The organism is Pseudomonas fluorescens (assembly GCF_900215245.1).
Classification (GTDB): Bacteria; Pseudomonadota; Gammaproteobacteria; order Pseudomonadales; family Pseudomonadaceae; genus Aquipseudomonas; species Aquipseudomonas fluorescens.
Genome location: NZ_LT907842.1, coordinates 1,617,377 through 1,635,923 on the forward strand (window position 1 = coordinate 1,617,377; position 18,547 = coordinate 1,635,923).

Genomic DNA, 18,547 nt, shown 5'->3' on the forward strand with positions numbered 1-18,547 from the left:
ATCGTGCCCACGCTCTGCGTGGGTATGCTGCCCGTGACGCTCTGCGTCACAACGTGCACAGGTCGGGACGCGGAGCGTCCCAGGAGGCGTTACCACGCGGCGCGTGGGAACGATCTGGTGCGGGGTTAGAACTCGATGCGCACATCGCCCTTCGGTACGCTGCAGCACGACAGGATGTAACCCTCGGCTTCGTCTTCTTCGGTGATCCCGCCGTTGTGGTCCATCTCGACCTCCCCGCCCAGTTTCATCACCTTGCACGTGCCGCAAATACCCATGCCGCAGGCTTTCGGAATCAACAGGCCCAGCTTGGCCGCCGCCGCGTGCACCGTTTCGCCCGGCGCCACACGGATGCTTTTGCCGGAAGCGATGAATTCCACTTGATGCAGGTCTGCCAGGTCGATTTCCGGCGCATCGGCGGCTTGTTCGGCTTGCTCTACCGCATCGGCACGGGCTTCCGGTGGCGTGGCGCCGAAGGACTCCTCGTGGTAACGCGTCATGTCAAAACCAGACGCTTCCAACAGGCGCTTCACTGCGTTCATGTACGGCGTAGGGCCGCAGCAGAACACCTCACGCTCCAGGAAGTCGGGCGCCATCAGTTCGAGCATCTTGTGATTCAGGTAGCCGCGATAACCCGCCCAAGGCTCGCCCAGGCCGTGTTTCTCGCAGATCAGGTGCAGGCTGAAGTTGTCGATCCGCGACGCCATGTGTTCCAGCTCGCGGTGGTAAATGATGTCTTTGGGCGAGCGGGCACTGTGGATAAACGTCATATCGACGTTGGCGTTGGTGTCGTAATACCAGCGCGCCATGGACATCACCGGCGTAATCCCGACGCCGCCGCTGAGGTACAGGACTTTGGGGTTACTGAAGTCGATGGCATTGAACAGCCCGACCGGCCCGTGCACCGCCAACTCCTGGCCTTCATGCAGGGTGTCGTGCAACCAGTTGGAGACTTTACCGCCGGGTACGCGCTTGATCGTTACCGAAAAGCTGTAGGGCACCGACGGTGAACTGGAAATGGTGTAGGAACGCATGATCGGCTGGCCATCGATTTCCAGCTCCAGCGTGACGAACTGCCCCGGCTTGAAGAAGAACAGGATCGGCTGGTCGGCCATAAAGCAGAAGGTGCGCACGTCCCAGGTTTCCTGGATGACTTTGACGCAACGGACGATGTGCCGACCATTGGCCCAGGTCTGGGTCGTTACCGGATTCAGGAAGCTGTTGGACATGCTGTTCTCCACCGCCGATATTCGGCCTTATGGTGGCGATTCTGCGTAACGCGCGAATCACCCATTTACCTATCTGCGACATTCACATACTTATCGCGACCAGCCCCCATACCACGGGGGTTGCGCGTCGGGATCAGAGTGGGCCATGTCGCTCATGGATAAGGTTCTGGTATTCACCGGCCCCACACTCGCTCCCAACAAAGACGCTTTCTTTACGCCTTGCACTGCACTAACCGTAGCCACTTTCGCCGGCCACACAGAATGGCCATGAGGACACACACGATGGACGTCACCGCAACCTTAAGCTTGGGCGATCCGCTGGAACCCGCACGCAAGGCCACCGCGCAAATGCTGCAAGAGCGTGAGCGCACCTTTTCGCTGCCGCAGCCGTTTTACTCTGATGAGCGGCTGTTTGATATCGACATGCAGGAGATCTTCCAGAAAGAGTGGTTGATCGCCGGCATGACCTGCGAGATCCCCACCAAGGGCAACTACTTGACCCTGCAAGTGGGCAAGAACCCGATCATCGTGATCCGTGGCGCCGAGGGCGTGGTGCATGCGTTCCACAACGTGTGCCGCCATCGTGGTTCGCGCTTGTGCACCAGCGACAAAGGCAAAGTCGCCAAACTGGTCTGCCACTACCACCAATGGACCTACGAGCTGGACGGCCGCCTGCTGTTCGCCGGTACCGAGATGGGTGCCGACTTCGACATGAAGCAATACGGCCTCAAACCGGTGAACGTGAAGACCGCCGGCGGCTATATCTTCATCAGCCTGGCAGAGAATCCGCCGGCTATTGATGACTTCCTGTCGACGCTGAACCACTACATGGAACCGTACGACATGGAGAACACCAAGGTGGCGATTACCACCACCTTGTTTGAAAAAGCCAACTGGAAGCTGGTGCTGGAAAACAACCGCGAGTGCTACCACTGCAACGCGTCGCACCCGGAACTGCTGAAAACCCTGCTGGAATGGGACGACGTTACCGACCCGCGCGCCGACCAGGCCTTCAAGGACCACGTCGCCGCTTCGGCCGCGGCCTGGGACGCCGAGAAAATCCCTTACGCCCACGCCAGTTTCGGCCTGCGTAACCGTATCGTGCGCATGCCGCTGCTCAAAGGCACGGTGTCGATGACCCTGGACGGCAAGCAAGGCTGCAACAAGCTGATGGGCCGCATCAAGAACCCGGACCTGGGCTCGATGCGCATCCTGCACCTGCCGCACTCCTGGAACCACTGCATGGGCGACCACATCATCGTGTTCACCGTGTGGCCGATCAGTGCCCAGGAAACCATGGTCACCACCAAGTGGATCGTGCACAAGGACGCCGTGGAAGGTGTGGACTACGACGTCGAGCGCATGCGCCAGGTCTGGGACGCCACCAACGATCAGGACCGTCGCCTGGCCGAAGAAAACCAGCGCGGGATCAACTCCACGGCTTACCAACCCGGGCCGTATTCCAAAACGTATGAGTTCGGCGTGGTGAACTTTGTGGATTGGTACAGCGAACGGATGCTGAGCAACCTGGGGGCTGCGCCAGCGCCTTACCTCAAGGGCGTGGCCGTACACGAATAACCGCTACACCACAGATCAAAATGTGGAAGCGGGCTTGCTCGCGAATACAGTGGATCAGCCAGCCTGCCTGGCGACTGACACACCGCCTTCGCGAGCAAGCCCGCGCCTACATCAGGTCTTCACACTGCTCAAGAAACGATCAACTTCCTCGCAGCCCTTTACCGCCACGCCCTCCAGCCTTTGCCCAACAACTTATCCACAAAGCCACCCACAGCAATTGTGGGCAAGTGCGCCTGCCGGCTGAAAATAGCTGAAGAAAATCCGTGACTTATTCAATCAGTCCGGTTTCAACCCCACCTGATCATTTATTGATCAACCCTGTGAAAGCCACGAATGGCGTGGCCTGTAGCAGTACGCGAACACCTTATCCACAGAAGCACCAACAGACTTTGGGGGCAACTTTGCCAGCGCTGTGGAAAACCGCGTGAAACCTTCATAAATCGGGGGTTTCAGGGTTTTAAGTCAGCAAACAGCCTGAATTGATCAATTATTAATCACTCCAGTGAAAGCCTTAATTGACGTGGCCTGCAGCCGATAGCGAACATCTTATCCACAGAAGCGCCAACAGACTTTGGGGGCAAGTCGGTACCGGCGAAGAAACTTATTCATGGGAAAACCCCAGGAAAAACCGCTGGTTAGCTTGGTTGTTTTTCGTACAGAGGGCTGCAGGGCTTGATATACAGGGGGTGTGGACAGCCGCGAACAGGTTATCCACAGGTGGGTCAACAGGGATTGTGGGTAATCCTGCTTTCTGTGGGAGTCGGCCTTGCCAGCTCCTACGCAAGCCCACTCCCACAGGGCAATCAGCGCACGACGCCTTCTTCTATCAGTAACTTGAGAATGGCGTCTGCCCCCGCTTCAGGGCTAAGCCCCTTGAGCACTTGCCCACCGCCGCCGCTGGCTTTGGCCGTGGCCGCCTTCATGCGGTCCGCGCCACTTTTCGCCTTGATCACCTTGAGGCGCTTGGGCCGTGGCTTGGCGGGTTGCAGCACAGCGGCGGTGAATAACTCGTCGGGCTCAATCTCGACCTCATGGGCCGCCAGCTCCCCGCGTTGCGCAGGGCCATAAGCGCTTTGCCGGGGTTTGGGCGCGGCGTTATCCACAGTCGCCAGAAACGGCAGGCGCACTTTCAAACGCCGCCGCTGACCGCGCGGCAAGGCTTGCAGCACATGGGCCACGCCGCCGTCGATGGACTCCACCTGCGCCAGCCCGACAATCAGCGGCCAGCCCAATTGCTCGGCCAGCAGGAACGGCAACATGCCCGAGCCCTCGCCGGTTTCCGCCTGGGTGCCGGTGAGCACCACCTGGGCGCCGGCGTCGCGCAAATATTCACTGAGCACCGGCAACGCATCAGCGCCAGCCGGCTGTTCCAACACGTGCAATTGCGCCAAGCCCATGCCCAGGTAGCTGCGCAAGGTCGGTTCGTGGAGATTGCCGGCGTGCAACACCTGCAACTTATCCCCAGCCATTTGCAGGCCCAGCTCGACGGCACGCGCATCCTGCTCAGCACGGCGCGGGCGACCGGAGGTGGGGTGGGCACCGATGGAAACCAGGCTGATTACATTCGTCGTCATGGTCATGTCCCTAAGCTGCATCGCGCTTGGCGCCGTTGCGGTAAACCTGCACCGCATCGATCAAGGCTTGCAGAATCGCGGCGCTTTCGCCGATCACCGACAGGTCGGCACGCTTGATCATGTCGCAGCCCGGGTCGAGGTTGATGGCCACCACCTTGTCGCAGGCACCGATGCCTTGCAGGTGCTGGATCGCCCCGGAAATCCCCACAGCCACATACACCCGCGCGGTGACCCAGGTACCACTGGCGCCGACCTGGCGATCACGCGCCATAAAGCCGTCGTCCACCGCCACCCGCGAGGCGCCTTCGGTAGCACCGAGGGCGGCTGCAGTCTGGTGGAACAAGGCCCAGTCCTTCACGCCGTTACCGCCGGAGAAAATAAACTCCGCTTCGGCCATGGGAATCGCCGCCGGGTCGACTGCCACGGCGCCGAGGTCTTCGATCCGCGACAAGCTGCGCGCCAAGGCTGTGGATAACTCCACGGGCAACACTTCGTGGCGCGTGTCGCTGACCGGATCGGCACATTCGGCTGCGGCGAGAATCAGGCGTGGCAACGGTCGAGCCAAGTCCTCCTGGCCCGCACCGGCACGCCCGATGCACTCCTCACCTTTGATTTGCCAGACCCGCGTGGCGGGGCGCTCCTTGAGGCTCGCCGCAAAACGCCGGCCCAACTCGCCGCCGCCACTGCGACTGTCCGGCAGCAACCAATGACGCGGGTTGAACTGGTTATCCACAGCCCGCAGGCCCTGGACGCGTTGCTCCGGTGAATAACCGTCGAACGCGTGGCCTTCGAGCACCAGCAGGCGATCAACGCCCGCCGTCGCAAAAGCGTTTTCCTTGTGTTCGCCGAACACCACCGCCAGCACGGCGCCGTCGCTGCCGGCAAGTTGTCGGGCCAGGCCGAGCAGGTCGCGGTCGTGGCTGCTCAGGCGGCCGCCGACCATGTCGGGCACCACGTTGATGTAGAACGCCGGCGCCGGCACCTGGTGCAGCGGCAATTGTACTTCCGCCGCCGCCGTACGCTTGGCCGTCCCGCCCTGCTGGGCACCGCTGCGGTCAATACGCTTGAGGCCGTTGGGGCCGATAAAACCGACACCATGTACGTTTTTGCGGATGACGCCGTTAGGCCCCATCCAACTGTGTTGCTGTGGCTGCATCGCCGCATGCAGCGGATGCAGGCGGTTACGGGCGATCCATTCGGCCCGTGGATCGCGGCGGATAATGTCGCTCATCAATGCACCTCCGCAGGTTCACGCTTGATAGGGGCTTTCACCGGGGCGGTGTCTTCGAGCAAGGCGTCAGCGACCAGTTCGGCAATATCCTTGATCAATGGGCGCGGTTCGACGACGCCTTCGAGCATCGCCGTGCATTGCGGGCAGCCTACGGCCACCAGCTCGGCGCCGGTTTCGCGGATGTCTTCCATGCGCATATCCGGGATACGTTGCTTGCCGGGGATATCGGTGATGGGCGCACCGCCCCCGCCGCCACAGCAGCGCGAGCGGAAACCGGAGCGTTGCATCTCCTTGACCTCGATACCCAGCGCGCGCAGCACTTGGCGCGGCGCCTCGTATTCGCCGTTGTAGCGGCCGAGGTAGCACGGGTCGTGATAAGTCACGCTATTGCCCTTGTGCTGCCCCAGGTTCAACGCACCTTCGCCGATCAGCTCGGCCATGAACGTGCTGTGGTGCTGCACCAGGTAGTTGCCGTTGAAGGCGCCGTATTCGTTTTTCAGCACATGGAAACTGTGCGGGTCGCAGGTGACGATGCGTTTGAAGCTGTACTTGGCCAGGGTCTGGATATTGCGCGCCGCCAGCAGCTGGAAAGTCGCCTCGTCCCCCAGACGCCGCGCCACATCACCGCTGTCGCGCTCCTCCAGGCCCAACACCGCAAAGTCGACGTTGGCCGCTTTCAGCACCTTGACGAAGGCCCGCAGGGTGCGCTGATTACGCATGTCGAAGGCACCGTCGCCCACCCAGAACAACACCTCGGTGCTGCCTGTGTCGCTGAGCAGCGGCAGGTTCAAATCCGCCGCCCAGTTCAGGCGACCACCCGGTGCGAAGCCGCCGGGGTTATCAGTGGCGATCAGGTTTTCGAGGACTTCGGCGCCCTTGTTCGGCGTGGCGCCTTTTTCCAGAGTGAGATGGCGGCGCATGTCGACGATCGCATCCACGTGCTCGATCATCATCGGGCACTCTTCCACACAGGCCCGGCAGGTGGTGCACGACCACAGGGTCTCGGCGTCCACCAGGCCGTTGACGATTGGCTGATGCGGGTTGCCGCTGTGTGCGCCAATCGGCTTGCCTGGATACGGGCTGCCGGCAAAATTGGCATCGGTGCCGCCGGCCAGGCCAACCACCATGTCCTGGATCAGCTTCTTCGGGTTCAACGGCTGGCCGGCCGCAAAGGCCGGGCACGCGGCCTCGCACTTGCCGCATTGCACGCAGGCGTCGAAGCCGAGCAGCTGGTTCCAGGTGAAATCCTTGGGTTTTTCCACGCCCAGTGGCGCGGTTTTATCGCTCAAGTCCAGCGGCTTCAAACCGGTGGAGCGGCCGCCACCAAAGCGTTCGGCGCGGCGGTGCCAGGCCAGGTGCAGCGCGCCGGCGAAGGCGTGCTTCATCGGGCCGCCCCACGTCATGCCGAAGAACATCTCGGACACGCCCCACAACACGCCGACGCCGAGCAGTGCCGCGAGCAGCCAGCCGCCGAAGTCAGCCGGCAGAACCCCGGCCACCGGCAAGGTCACCAGGAAGAAGCTCACCGAGAATGCCATCAGGCTTTTCGGCAGGCGCATCCACGGGCCTTTCGACAGGCGTGACGGCGGATTGCGCCGACGCAGGTAGACGAACGTGGCGCCGACAAACATCAGCACCGAGGCGAGCAACAACGCGTAGCCGAGGATGCGGTTATGCAGGCCGAAGCCGTGAACCAGAATCGCCAACAGCGCCGACAGTACGAAGCCCAGGGCTGTGGCGACGTGGGTGTTGGCGATGTATTTGTCGCGGGCGACCACGTGGTGCAGGTCGACCATGTAGCGCTTGGGCATGGCCAACAGGCCGCCGAGCAAGTCGACCCTGGAGGCGCGGCCACGGCGCCACATGTTCACCCGGCGCAATGCGCCGAGGACGGCAAGGCCCAGGGCGGCAAACAAGAGAATAGGCAGCAAGGTGTTCAACATGGTGAAGCTCCCAAAGACCACACCGGTCTACTGTGAGACCGACCTTAATGTGGGAGGGGGCTTGCTCCCGATGGCGGACTGTCAGTTCCTCTATCGGTAGCTGACCCACCGCTATCGGGAGCAAGCCCCCTCCCACACTTGACCGAGTACACAGTGGCTCAGTGTCGGGTCAGAAATCCTTGCACAAGCGCAGGGCGTCATAGATGGCGGCGTGGGTATTACGCTGGGCCACACAGTCACCGATGCGGAACAACAAGTAGCCGTCACCCGCCTCGCTCAAGCACGGCTGCGGCTTGATCGCGAACAAGGCTTCGACGTCAATCTGGCCCTTGTTGCGCGACCCTTCCTTGAGCCCGTAGTAGATGGCTTCGTCCGGGCGCACGCCGTTCTCGACCACCACTTGGTCAACCACGCGTTCTTCCTTGGCGCCGGTGTATTCGTTCTCCAGCACCGCCACCAGCTTGTCGCCCTCGCGGTAAACCTTTTCCAGCATCATGTCGCCGGTCATGATCACTTCTTTGGGGTACATGCTGCGGTAGTAAGTCGGGAATGACGTACCGCCAATCGCCACGCCAGGCTTGATGTCGTCGGTGACGATTTCCACCTGGCTGCCCTTGTCGGCGAGGAAGTCGGCCACCGACATGCCGGTGAATTCGCAAATGGTGTCGTACACCAGCACGTTCTTGCCCGGCGCGACTTTGCCGTCGAGCACGTCCCAGCTGCTCACCACCAGGCCCTCAGCGGCGCCCCAGTGTTCGTTCTGCTCGATAAACGGATGCCCGCCGACGGCCAGCACCACGATGTCAGGCCGCAGATCAAGGATGGCCTCGGCATCCGCCGCCACGCCGAGGCGCAGGTCGACTTTCAAGCGCGCCAATTCCAGCTGGAACCAACGGGTGATGCCGGCGATCTGGTCGCGCTGCGGGGCTTTGGAGGCCGTGGTGATTTGCCCGCCGATAAACTCTTTCTTCTCGAACAGGGTTACGTCGTGGCCACGCTCGGCCGCTACCCGCGCGGCTTCCATCCCGGCCGGGCCGGCACCGACCACCACGACTTTGCGTTTGGCCCCGGTGGATTTCTCGATGATGTGCGGCACGCCCATGTATTCACGGGAGGTCGCGGCATTCTGGATGCACAACACATCCAGGCCCTGATATTGGCGGTCGATGCAGTAGTTGGCGCCGACGCACTGTTTGATCTGGTCGATCTGGCCCATTTTGATCTTGGCGATCAGGTGCGGGTCGGCGATGTGCGCACGGGTCATGCCGACCATGTCCACATAACCACCTTCCAGAATGCGCGTAGCCTGGTTCGGGTCCTTGATGTTCTGCGCGTGCAGCACGGGAACCTTGACCACTTCCTTGATACCGGCCGCCAGGTGCAGGAACGGCTCCGGCGGGTAGCTCATGTTGGGGATCACGTTGGCCAGGGTATTGTGGGTATCGCAACCCGAACCCACCACGCCAATAAAGTCGAGCATGCCGGTGTCGTCGTAATACTTGGCGATCTGCTTCATGTCCTCGTGGGACAGGCCGTCCGGGTGGAACTCGTCGCCACACAGGCGCATGCCCACACAGAAGTCGTCACCGACCTCGGCGCGCACGGCTTTGAGCACTTCCAGGCCGAACTTCATGCGGCCCTCGAAAGTGCCGCCCCATTCGTCGGTACGCTTGTTGACCCGTGGGCTCCAGAACTGGTCGATCATGTGCTGGTGCACGGCGGACAGTTCCACACCGTCCAGGCCACCGGCCTTTGCGCGTTTGGCGGCGCTGGCGTAGTTGCCGATCACGCGCCAGATTTCTTCCGGTTCGATGGTCTTGCAGGTAGCACGGTGCACCGGCTCACGCACGCCGGACGGCGACATCAGGGTCGGCCAGTTGAAGCCGTCCCAGCGTGAGCGACGGCCCATGTGGGTAATCTGGATCATGATCTTGGCGCCATGCTTGTGCATGGCATCGGCCAGGTTCTGGAAATGCGGGATGATGCGGTCGGTGGACAGGTTCACCGAACTCCACCATTCCTGCGGGCTGTCGATGGCCACCACCGAGGAGCCGCCACAGATCGCCAGGCCGATACCGCCCTTGGCTTTCTCTTCGTAATACTTCACATAGCGGTCGGTGGTCATGCCGCCGTCGGTGGCATACACCTCGGCGTGGGCGGTACTGAGCACGCGGTTGCGGATGGTCAGTTTGCCGATCTGGATCGGCGCAAACATTGCTTCGAAAGCCATGGCAGGGTCCTCGACTTACAACGGCTTGACGGTGAACAGCCCGTCGTCGTGGCCTTCTTCGGAGCCACCGTAGACTTGTTCGGCTACCGTGCGGATTTTGCTGCCGCGCGCTTGCAGAATCTGGTCCATGGCGCCGGCGAACCAACCCGTGAACATGTAGTCGACCTTGCGCCCGACCTTGCCGTACACGTAGACGAATGCCGAGTGTTCGAGCTTGACGCTGGCAGTGCCTTTGTCGAGGTCGATGTCCTGGATCTTGAACAGGCCCCAGCCGCGTTGCGACAGGCGTTTCATGTAGTGCTCGAACACCGCAACGCCTTCCAGGCCGTGGCATTCAGCTTCTTTTTCACACCAGTGCCAGGCGGATTTGTAGCCGGCCTTGTAGAGGATTTCGGCGTAGGCGTCAGCGCCCAGCACTTCTTCGATACCAATGTGGTTATTGACGAAGAAATGGCGCGGCACGTACAGCATCGGCAGAGCATCGGAGGTCCAGACACCGGTTTCGCTGTCGACTTCGATTGGCAATTGCGGGGCGATCTTGGCCATGGAAACTTGACTCCAAACAATTCGTTTTGATGCCCGCTGCGCGACTGGCAACGGGCTGGGATTAGGAGAGCGGTGGCTTATTCGCCCCAGACGTCTTTGAGGACATTGACCCAGTTTTCGCCCATGATCTTGCGCACCACGCGCTCGCTGTGGCCGCGCTTGAGCAGGGTCTCGGTGAGGTTAGGGAACTCGCCCACGGTGCGGATGCCCAGCGGGTTGATGATCTTGCCGAAGCTGGTCAGGCGGCGGGCGTAACCCTTGTCGTGGGTCAGCATTTCGAAGAAATCCTGGCCATGGCCCTGGGTGAAGTCGGTGCCGATACCGATGGCGTCTTCACCGACGATGTTCATGGTGTATTCGATGGCTTCGGCGTAGTCGTCGATGGTCGAATCAATGCCCTTGGCCAGGAACGGCGCAAACATGGTCACGCCGACAAAACCGCCATGGTCGGCAATGAACTTCAGCTCTTCATCGGACTTGTTGCGCGGGTGCTCTTTGAGGCCCGACGGCAGACAGTGGGAGTAGCACACTGGTTTTTTCGATTCGAGGATGACTTCTTCGGAAGTCTTGGAGCCGACGTGGGACAGGTCGCACATGATGCCGACGCGGTTCATCTCGGCAACGATCTCACGGCCGAAACCGGACAGGCCGCCGTCGCGCTCGTAGCAGCCAGTGCCGACGAGGTTCTGGGTGTTGTAGCACATCTGCACCACACCGACGCCGAGCTGCTTGAAGATCTCGACGTAGCCCAGTTGGTCTTCAAACGCATGGGCGTTCTGGAAGCCGAAGATGATGCCGGTCTTGCCCTGTTCCTTGGCTTTGCGGATGTCGGCGGTGGTTTTCACCGGGATCACCAAATCGCTGTTCTCACGAATCAGGGTCTGGCTGGCCACAATGTTATTGATCGTGGCCTGGAACCCTTCCCACACCGACACGGTGCAGTTGGCGGCGGTCAGGCCACCTTTGCGCATGTCCTCGAACAGGTCGCGATTCCACTTGGCGATAATCAGCCCGTCGATAACGATGCTGTCGGCGTGCAATTCGGCTGGGCTCATCAGGCGTCCCCTTATTGGCGATTCATGCGCCGAATCGTCTGCCGGCGCTTTGGGGCCAGCATATGCCCAGGGGCAACCCGAGCCGGGTGCAAAAACGACAGGGGAATTGCCGAAAGCGTCAATCCACGACAAAGGCCTACATGACACGTCTGACTGACGACTGTTCTTTGTCTTACGCTTGAGCCAGAATTCCGCATCACCTGATATGAGACGGCGCAATGAAATCGATTTTCCTGGCTTTGGCACTCATCGCAACCGGCGTCCATGCGGCCGAAGACACCGACAGCACGCCGTGCGATGGCATCGAGAACGACAAGCAAACCCTGGAATGCGCGACTTTCAACAAAACCACCGCCGAGCAATTGCTCAAGGATAACTACCAAGGCCTGCTGGAACGCATGGGTTCGACCTATGGCAGCAACAAGTCACAACTGGCCGACATTACCGCTCGTCTGAAGGATGCCCAGCAGAAGTGGGAAAAACTGCGTGATGCCGATTGCGCCGTGGACACCTTCCCAGCGGTGAACGGCAGCAAGGACTATGCGATTCAGCAGAATGATTGCCTGGCGCGGATGAGTGATGAGCGGTCGGAGTTTTTGGAGTCGATTGGCCAGGAATAAGCCAGATTCAAAGCTTCCAGGATTATTGAAAAGGAATTCACATGTATTACCCACGCGAAGCGCAGAGGGATTTCCTCTACACGCGCGCCGCCCTGCTGTTTTTGGCCATGCTGATACTGTCGCTGATGCTGAGCTTGTCAGTGAGCCGGGGTGCTCCTTTTGCACTGATAAAGACGGCGCCCATCGAAACCATCGGGCACATCACCCAACTGGAAAGCCTCAGCGCCTGGGCCTCAAGCACCAACGTGTATTACGCCTTCGACCATGAAGGCCAACGCATCGAAGGCATGGTGAACAACAGCAGCTACATCGACGACCCTGGCTACGAAGTGGGCAGCCCGGTCCCCGTGGTGTACTCAAAATGGTTTCCAACGGTGCATAACATCAAGGCGAACCTTAAATCGAGTTCGCCTAACTTCTACATCATGAGCGTAAGCGTCGGCTTGGTGATGGTGTTCGCGATACTGATGTTCTGGACGGCACATCAGATCTATCAACATCAAGAAGAAGACCGGCATTACTGATACTCGCCACTCAGCCTCCACTTTATTTAATAGGCCATTGCATGACTATTTGCGGCATCGAAATCAAGGGCAGCGAAGCCATCATCGCCGTCGCCTCCCTGGAGAATCAGGCGCTGACCCACGTCGCCCTGGCCACCAAGAAAATCGCCCTGGAAGACGACGACGAGGCCGCCAACGTCAAAGCCTTCGCCGCCCAGCTGAAGGCATTCGTGCAGGCAAATGCCATCACCCGCATCGCGATCAAGAAGCGCAGCAAGAAAGGCGAATTCGCCGGTGGCCCGACCACCTTCAAGATTGAAGGGGTGTTTCAATTGCTGGACGGGGTTGAGGTGACGTTGCTATCGCCGCAGACCATTAATGCGCAGAACAAGAAGCACGATTTTGAGCTACCGGCGTCGCTGAACAAGTATCAGCATGAGGCCTACAAGGCAGCGTGTTCGGCACTGGTAAAGAAATAAGCCACACCACACATCAGTGTGGGAGCGGGCTTGCTCGCGAATGCGGTGTGTCAGTAACAGATGTGCCTACTGATACACCGCATTCGCGAGCAAGCCCGCTCCCACCTTTGATTTAGGGTGTCTTCAGTTCGGTGTACGGTTTTTGTACAGCAGCCAATCACCAAAGGATTTGTCTTCCAGGGCATACCCGCCCCGGCTCGACTTCCACACCAGCTCTTTGTCGCGCAGGGCATCGATACAGGCCTGAATCGTCTGGGTGCCCGGCACCACGTCGCTGCCCATGCCCTCCAGGGCTTTGCTGACGGCCGTGAGGGTGCTGTCCGTGAAGGGCGCGAAGGGCTCGTTGGCGCGCGATCGCGCCACCATCACTTCCAGCACGGCACGCTGGGGGATGGTGAGGTTGTTCCAGGCGCTTTCGAATTCAGTCCATACCCCCGCGCGCAATAGTTCGGCACGGCTGTGCAGCAGCTGGCCCAAATTGCTGGCCTCGCCCAATTCCAGCGCCACTTCACCGATGATGGTGCGCAGCATCTCGGGACGATGACCGACCAACTCAAACGCCTCATCAATGTCGACAGCGCTGAATTGATTGCTGTCGGCCAGGTGCGCATTGAGGTGTGCGGTGTAAGCCTGGGTGAACGCTTTGCCGAGCAAGGGGAACGGCGTGATGCTGGAGCCGAAAAACGGCTGACTTTTGCCCAACACCAAATGCGCAAGCTTGTCGCGATTGGAACCGGTGAACACCAGGTGCAAGCCGCTCCCCTCCTCGTCACGGCCCTGGTTGAGCTGATCCCGGGCAGCCTTCAACGCAAACATCGCGTTGATCCCTGACTCGCTGGTCAATGCGTGCTGCGCTTCGTCAATCACCAGGACCACGGGTTTTTCGGCAGCACTGTGGAGCAATTCCAAGGCTTGGGTCAGCGTCGCACCGACGGGCAGCTGTGGCTTGGTAAAGTCCCAGGACAGGGTACGCAGAAAACTTAGTTTTTCGATTCCAAGGTTCTTGGCCAGTTTGCGAATGCCCTTCTCATAGGGCACCAGAGCAGCGGCAATTGCGCCGGCGATCAGCTCTGCCGGATCTTTGTCTTTGTCGGCCCAGAGGTCGACATACACCGCCAGCCAACCCCGGAGCTGGCACTCCGGGATCAGGTCTTCGCGCAAAAAGGTGCTTTTGCCGGTGCGCCGAGGCGCCGCCAGGAACAGGCCCGAGGTGAAATCCTGGATCCCGGCCCCCACCAAACCGTCGGCAATGCTACTTGCCAGTGTGGGGCGGCGGAACACGAAGCCGCTGTGCTTGGACATGGTTTTATACTCAATTATTTAAGCAACTATAAATTATAGCCATGAGTATAATTGACTATAATTGCCGGTCAAACCACCTCCCGTCGCCGATCTTCCCGCGGGCACTTGGCAAACCGCGCCCGATAGCTGCGCGTGAAGTACGACGGCGACTCAAACCCGCACGCAATACTCACCTCCAGCACGCTCATATCGCTCTGGCGCAGCAGTTGCCGGGCTTTTTCCAGGCGTAAGCCCAAATAGAAGTTGCTCGGTGTGTCATTCAAATGCAGGCGAAACAGCCGCTCCAACTGCCGCCGCGTCACTTTGATTGCTTCCGCCAGCGCCAAGGTGCTCAGCGGCGGTTCGGTGTGTTGCTCCATCTCGCCAATCACCTGCACCAACTTCTTGTTGTTGATGCCGTAGCGCGTGGCGATCTGCATGCGTTGGTGGTCTTTGCGTGGGCGGATGCGGCCGAGCACGAATTGTTCGGACACCTGGATCGCCAGGTCGGGCCCGTGAGCCTGGGCGATCAGGTCGAGCATCAGGTCGATGGACGCAGTGCCGCCGGCGCAGGTGATGCGGCGACGGTCGATCTCGAACAGCTCCTGGGTCACGGTGAGCTGGGGATAAGATTCCTTGAACGCATCAATGGCTTCCCAGTGCAGCGTCAGGCGGTGGCCGTCGAGCAAACCGGCTTCGGCGAGCACGCAGGCACCGGTGTCGATGGCGCCAAGGGTGACGCCTTCGTGGTCGAGGCGGCGCAGCCAGTGTTCCAATGCCGGCGTGGCGAACTGCAGCGGCTCGAAACCGGCCACCACCAGCAGGGTCGCGCCCTTTTTCAGCGGCTCCAGCGCAGCGTCGGCGTTGACCGACATGCCATTGCTCGCCAGCACCGCGCCGCCGTCGGCACTCAATACGTGCCAGCGATACAGCTCGCCGCGAAAACGATTGGCGACCCGCAGCGGTTCGAGCGCAGAAATAAAGCCGATGGCAGAGAAGCCCGGCATCAGCAGAAAGTAGAAATCCTGGGACATGGTGCGCTCTCGTAGGACGGACAGCGTGCTCACTGTGATACGCCAGTTCAATCGGTCATTCAAGGGGGCAGGTCGCTGCAGTGCAAGAGCGAGTCGCCGCCGTGCGTTTTGTCGCCCTGCAAGCTGCGTAACGTGATCCCACGGCGCACAAAGACGCCGGAACCCACAATAACAACCTGCCGAGGGAACCACCATGAACCGACTGATCAGCCGCTGCGTGCTCGCATTCAGCGCCAGCGCCATTTTGAGCACCAACGTCATGGCAGCCGATGCGGCTTCTTGCCAGAACGTGCGCATGGGCGTGGTGAACTGGACCGACGTAATCGCCACCAGCGCCATGACCCAAGTGTTGCTCGACGGCCTCGGCTACAAGACCAAACAAACCAGCGCCTCCCAGCAAATCATCTTCGCCGGTATCCGCGACCAGCGCCTGGACCTGTTCCTGGGTTACTGGAACCCGCTGATGACCCAGACCATCACCCCGTTCGTCGACGCCAAACAGGTCAAGGTCCTTGAAAAACCCAGCCTGGAAGACGCCCGCGCGACCCTGGCGGTGCCGACCTACCTGGCGGACAAGGGCCTGAAAACCTTCGCTGACATCGCCAAGTTCGAAAAAGAACTGGGCGGCAAGATCTACGGCATCGAGCCGGGCTCGGGTGCCAACACCCAGATCAAGGCGATGATTGCCAAGAACCAGTTCGGCCTGGGCAAGTTCCAACTGGTGGAGTCCAGTGAGGCCGGCATGCTCGCCGCCGTGGACCGCGCCGTGCGCCGCAAGGAAGCCGTGGTGTTCTTCGGCTGGGCGCCACACCCGATGAACGTCAACGTCGCGATGACGTACCTCACCGGCAGCGACGACGCCCTGGGCCCGAACGAAGGCATGGCCACCGTGTGGAGCGTCACTTCGCCGACCTACGCCGAACAGTGCCCCAACATCCACAAGCTGCTGACCAACCTGACCTTCACTGCCGCCGACGAGAGCCGAATGATGCAGCCGTTGCTGGATCACAAGGACGCGTTCGAGTCCGCCAAGCAGTGGCTCAAGGATCACCCGCAAGACCAGCAACGCTGGCTCGAAGGGGTGACGACCTTCGACGGCAAACCGGCCGCCGCCAACCTGCAATTGAGCAACCAATAACCTGATTCGAATCACCGTGTCGCAGCCGCGCCTGGCTGCGAACGGCATCACTACGCCCGCCTGTAAGGAACCTGCCTCATGAACCACGACGTCATCATCACCTGCGCACTCACCGGTGCTGGCGACACGACCGCCAGAAGCCCGCACGTGCCGGTCACCCCCAAACAAATCGCTGCGGCCGCCGTGGAAGCCGCCAAGGCCGGCGCGACCGTCGTGCATTGCCACGTGCGTGACCCGCAGACCGGCAAATTCAGCCGCGACGTCGCCCTGTACCGCGAAGTGATGGAGCGCATCCGCGAGGCCGACATCGACATCATCGTCAACCTCACCGCCGGCATGGGCGGCGACCTCGAAATCGGCGGCGGCGAGCACCCGATGGAGTTCGGCCCCAACACCGACCTGGTCGGCCCGCTGACTCGCCTGGCGCACGTCGAGGCGTTGCTGCCGGAAATCTGCACCCTGGACTGCGGCACCCTGAACTTCGGCGATGGCGACACCATTTACGTGTCCACCCCGGCGCAACTGCGTGCCGGCGCCAAGCGTATTCAAGCGCTGGGCGTAAAAGCCGAGCTGGAAATTTTCGACACCGGCCACCTGTGGTTCGCCAAGCAGATGATCAAGGAAGGCCTGCTCGACAACCCGTTGTTCCAGCTGTGCCTGGGTATCCCATGGGGCGCACCGGCTGACACCACCACCATGAAAGCCATGGTCGACAACTTGCCGGCCGATGCGGTGTGGGCCGGCTTCGGGATCGGCCGCATGCAAATGCCGATGGCGGCGCAAGCCGTGCTGCTGGGCGGCAACGTGCGGGTCGGCCTGGAAGACAACCTGTGGCTGGACAAGGGCGTGCTCGCCACCAATGGCCAACTGGTGGAACGCGCCAGTGAAATCCTCAGCCGCCTCGGCGCACGGGTCATGACCCCGGCTGAAGGCCGCGTGAAGATGGGCCTGACCAAACGCGGCTAGACACGCAACAGGACTCACTGCCGAAACCGAATCAAAGGTGGCAGCAGGCTTGCTCGCGAAGGCGGCGAATCAGCCACCGAATGCATCAACTGACACCGCGCATTCGCGAGCAAGCCCGCGCCCACATTTTGAACCGGTTGCCAAAACAGAATTTGCGAATATTTTTAGGAATTTGCCATGCGTTTTATCACTGAGATCAAAACCTTCGCTGCCCTCGGTAGCGGCGTTATCGGCAGCGGCTGGGTGTCCCGCGCCCTGGCCCATGGCCTGGACGTGGTCGCCTGGGACCCGGCGCCCGGCGCTGAAGCCGCCCTGCGCAAGCGTGTTGCCAACGCCTGGGGCGCGCTGGAGAAACACGGCCTGGCAGCCGGTGCATCCCAGGACCGCTTGCGCTTCGTCGCGACCATCGAAGAGTGCGTGAAAGACGCAGACTTCATCCAGGAAAGTGCCCCGGAGCGCCTGGAGTTGAAGCTGGAGCTGCACAGCAAGATCAGCGCAGCGGCCAAGCCGAATGCGTTGATTGGCTCGAGCACCTCGGGCCTGCTACCGAGTGAATTCTACGAAGGCTCGACCCACCCGGAGCGCTGCGTGGTCGGTCACCCGTTCAACCCGGTTTACCTGCTGCCGCTGGTGGAAGTGGTGGGCGGCAAGCACACCGCACCGGAGGCTGTTCAAGCGGCGATCAAGGTGTACGAATCCCTCGGCATGCGCCCGTTGCATGTGCGCAAGGAAGTACCGGGCTTTATCGCTGACCGCCTGCTCGAAGCGCTGTGGCGTGAAGCGTTGCACCTGGTGAATGACGGCGTGGCGACGACGGGCGAGATCGACGACGCCATCCGATTTGGCGCAGGTTTGCGCTGGTCGTTCATGGGCACCTTCCTGACTTACACCCTCGCAGGTGGCGATGCCGGCATGCGGCATTTCATGGCGCAGTTCGGCCCGGCGTTGCAGTTGCCGTGGACGTACTTGCCGGCGCCGGAATTGACCGACAAGTTGATTGACGATGTGGTGGATGGCACCCGCGAGCAGTTGGGCACGCACAGCATTTCGGCGCTGGAGCGCTATCGTGATGATTGCCTGTTGGCGGTGCTTGAAGCGGTAAAAACCACCAAAGCCAAACACGGTATGAGCGTCGCTGAGTAA

General features: G+C 60.9%; 16 protein-coding genes. 7 read left to right on the forward strand and 9 right to left on the reverse strand.

The features are described from left to right. Positions 1–125: 125 nt before the first annotated feature. Positions 126–1,226 carry a glycine betaine monooxygenase reductase subunit gene (gbcB, locus tag CPH89_RS07640; RefSeq protein ID WP_053258379.1) on the reverse strand — a complete coding sequence of 367 codons (1,101 nt, stop codon included), beginning with the start codon at positions 1,224–1,226 and terminating at the stop codon, positions 126–128. Between the two features lie 282 nt (positions 1,227–1,508). Here gbcB and gbcA point away from each other — a divergent pair, with 282 nt between their 5' ends. Next, complete coding sequence (gbcA, locus tag CPH89_RS07650) at positions 1,509–2,804, forward strand: glycine betaine monooxygenase oxygenase subunit (protein ID WP_053258380.1); 1,296 nt, start codon at positions 1,509–1,511, stop codon at positions 2,802–2,804. An 803-nt stretch (positions 2,805–3,607) separates the two neighbouring features. On the opposite strand, the gene etfB is transcribed toward gbcA, so the two are convergent. From etfB to CPH89_RS07680, 6 genes are all read right to left on the reverse strand, one after another. Next, complete coding sequence (gene etfB, locus CPH89_RS07655; protein WP_053258381.1) at positions 3,608–4,378, reverse strand: electron transfer flavoprotein subunit beta; 771 nt, start codon at positions 4,376–4,378, stop codon at positions 3,608–3,610. Between the two features lie 10 nt (positions 4,379–4,388). After that, a complete protein-coding gene (gene etfA / locus CPH89_RS07660) occupies positions 4,389–5,609 on the reverse strand; it encodes an electron transfer flavoprotein subunit alpha (protein ID WP_053258382.1) in 1,221 nt (406 codons plus the stop codon). Then, on the reverse strand, positions 5,609–7,552 hold the full coding sequence (gene dgcB / locus CPH89_RS07665; protein WP_053258383.1) for a dimethylglycine demethylation protein DgcB: 1,944 nt from the start codon (positions 7,550–7,552) through the stop codon (positions 5,609–5,611). The genes etfA and dgcB overlap by 1 nt, the downstream gene beginning before the upstream one ends. Before the next feature lie 169 nt (positions 7,553–7,721). After that, positions 7,722–9,782, reverse strand: a complete 2,061-nt coding sequence (dgcA, locus tag CPH89_RS07670; protein WP_053258384.1) for a dimethylglycine demethylation protein DgcA — start codon at positions 9,780–9,782, stop codon at positions 7,722–7,724. A 15-nt stretch (positions 9,783–9,797) separates the two neighbouring features. Continuing rightward, positions 9,798–10,328: a DUF5943 domain-containing protein gene (locus CPH89_RS07675; RefSeq protein WP_016972865.1), complete on the reverse strand. Its 531-nt coding sequence runs from the start codon at positions 10,326–10,328 to the stop codon at positions 9,798–9,800. A gap of 77 nt (positions 10,329–10,405) precedes the next feature. Next, positions 10,406–11,383 carry a dipeptidase gene (locus CPH89_RS07680; protein ID WP_053258385.1) on the reverse strand — a complete coding sequence of 326 codons (978 nt, stop codon included), beginning with the start codon at positions 11,381–11,383 and terminating at the stop codon, positions 10,406–10,408. A gap of 218 nt (positions 11,384–11,601) precedes the next feature. Here CPH89_RS07680 and CPH89_RS07685 point away from each other — a divergent pair, with 218 nt between their 5' ends. Genes CPH89_RS07685 through CPH89_RS07695 form a run of 3 tightly spaced genes read left to right on the forward strand, consistent with a single transcriptional unit; the run spans position 11,602 to position 12,985 of the window. Further along, positions 11,602–12,003, forward strand: a complete 402-nt coding sequence (locus CPH89_RS07685; RefSeq protein ID WP_053258386.1) for a lysozyme inhibitor LprI family protein — start codon at positions 11,602–11,604, stop codon at positions 12,001–12,003. Between the two features lie 41 nt (positions 12,004–12,044). Then, positions 12,045–12,527, forward strand: coding sequence for a hypothetical protein (locus CPH89_RS07690; protein WP_053258387.1), 483 nt, complete (start codon positions 12,045–12,047; stop codon positions 12,525–12,527). 41 nt (positions 12,528–12,568) lie between these two features. Next, positions 12,569–12,985, forward strand: a complete 417-nt coding sequence (locus CPH89_RS07695; RefSeq protein ID WP_053258388.1) for a DUF3010 family protein — start codon at positions 12,569–12,571, stop codon at positions 12,983–12,985. Positions 12,986–13,108: 123 nt separating this feature from the next. On the opposite strand, the gene CPH89_RS07700 is transcribed toward CPH89_RS07695, so the two are convergent. Together CPH89_RS07700 and CPH89_RS07705 are read right to left on the reverse strand one after the other, a co-directional pair. After that, positions 13,109–14,287 (reverse strand): AAA family ATPase, encoded by a 1,179-nt coding sequence (locus CPH89_RS07700; protein WP_053258389.1) that lies wholly within the window; start codon positions 14,285–14,287, stop codon positions 13,109–13,111. 68 nt (positions 14,288–14,355) lie between these two features. Further along, positions 14,356–15,300, reverse strand: a complete 945-nt coding sequence (locus tag CPH89_RS07705; RefSeq protein ID WP_053258390.1) for a GlxA family transcriptional regulator — start codon at positions 15,298–15,300, stop codon at positions 14,356–14,358. Positions 15,301–15,493: 193 nt separating this feature from the next. On the opposite strand from CPH89_RS07705, the gene CPH89_RS07710 reads away from it, so the two are divergent. The 3 genes from CPH89_RS07710 (at position 15,494) to CPH89_RS07720 (ending at position 18,547) form a co-directional block, all read left to right on the forward strand. Further along, complete coding sequence (locus CPH89_RS07710) at positions 15,494–16,438, forward strand: choline ABC transporter substrate-binding protein (RefSeq protein ID WP_053258391.1); 945 nt, start codon at positions 15,494–15,496, stop codon at positions 16,436–16,438. Between the two features lie 78 nt (positions 16,439–16,516). Next, on the forward strand, positions 16,517–17,404 hold the full coding sequence (locus CPH89_RS07715) for a 3-dehydrocarnitine:acetyl-CoA trimethylamine transferase CdhC (protein ID WP_053258392.1): 888 nt from the start codon (positions 16,517–16,519) through the stop codon (positions 17,402–17,404). A gap of 177 nt (positions 17,405–17,581) precedes the next feature. Continuing rightward, the gene (locus tag CPH89_RS07720; protein ID WP_053258393.1) at positions 17,582–18,547 is read left to right on the forward strand and encodes an L-carnitine dehydrogenase; all 966 of its coding nucleotides are present in this window, start codon (positions 17,582–17,584) and stop codon (positions 18,545–18,547) included.

Bases quoted from the DNA above. Each gene is read 5' to 3' on its own strand.
- gbcB (WP_053258379.1), bottom strand. From the start codon at position 1,226: ATGTCCAACAGCTTCCTGAATCCGGTAACGACCCAGACCTGGGCCAAT.
- gbcA (WP_053258380.1), top strand. From the start codon at position 1,509: ATGGACGTCACCGCAACCTTAAGCTTGGGCGATCCGCTGGAACCCGCA.
- etfB (WP_053258381.1), bottom strand. From the start codon at position 4,378: ATGACGACGAATGTAATCAGCCTGGTTTCCATCGGTGCCCACCCCACC.
- etfA (WP_053258382.1), bottom strand. From the start codon at position 5,609: ATGAGCGACATTATCCGCCGCGATCCACGGGCCGAATGGATCGCCCGT.
- dgcB (WP_053258383.1), bottom strand. From the start codon at position 7,552: ATGTTGAACACCTTGCTGCCTATTCTCTTGTTTGCCGCCCTGGGCCTT.
- dgcA (WP_053258384.1), bottom strand. From the start codon at position 9,782: ATGGCTTTCGAAGCAATGTTTGCGCCGATCCAGATCGGCAAACTGACC.
- CPH89_RS07675 (WP_016972865.1), bottom strand. From the start codon at position 10,328: ATGGCCAAGATCGCCCCGCAATTGCCAATCGAAGTCGACAGCGAAACC.
- CPH89_RS07680 (WP_053258385.1), bottom strand. From the start codon at position 11,383: ATGAGCCCAGCCGAATTGCACGCCGACAGCATCGTTATCGACGGGCTG.
- CPH89_RS07685 (WP_053258386.1), top strand. From the start codon at position 11,602: ATGAAATCGATTTTCCTGGCTTTGGCACTCATCGCAACCGGCGTCCAT.
- CPH89_RS07690 (WP_053258387.1), top strand. From the start codon at position 12,045: ATGTATTACCCACGCGAAGCGCAGAGGGATTTCCTCTACACGCGCGCC.
- CPH89_RS07695 (WP_053258388.1), top strand. From the start codon at position 12,569: ATGACTATTTGCGGCATCGAAATCAAGGGCAGCGAAGCCATCATCGCC.
- CPH89_RS07700 (WP_053258389.1), bottom strand. From the start codon at position 14,287: ATGTCCAAGCACAGCGGCTTCGTGTTCCGCCGCCCCACACTGGCAAGT.
- CPH89_RS07705 (WP_053258390.1), bottom strand. From the start codon at position 15,300: ATGTCCCAGGATTTCTACTTTCTGCTGATGCCGGGCTTCTCTGCCATC.
- CPH89_RS07710 (WP_053258391.1), top strand. From the start codon at position 15,494: ATGAACCGACTGATCAGCCGCTGCGTGCTCGCATTCAGCGCCAGCGCC.
- CPH89_RS07715 (WP_053258392.1), top strand. From the start codon at position 16,517: ATGAACCACGACGTCATCATCACCTGCGCACTCACCGGTGCTGGCGAC.
- CPH89_RS07720 (WP_053258393.1), top strand. From the start codon at position 17,582: ATGCGTTTTATCACTGAGATCAAAACCTTCGCTGCCCTCGGTAGCGGC.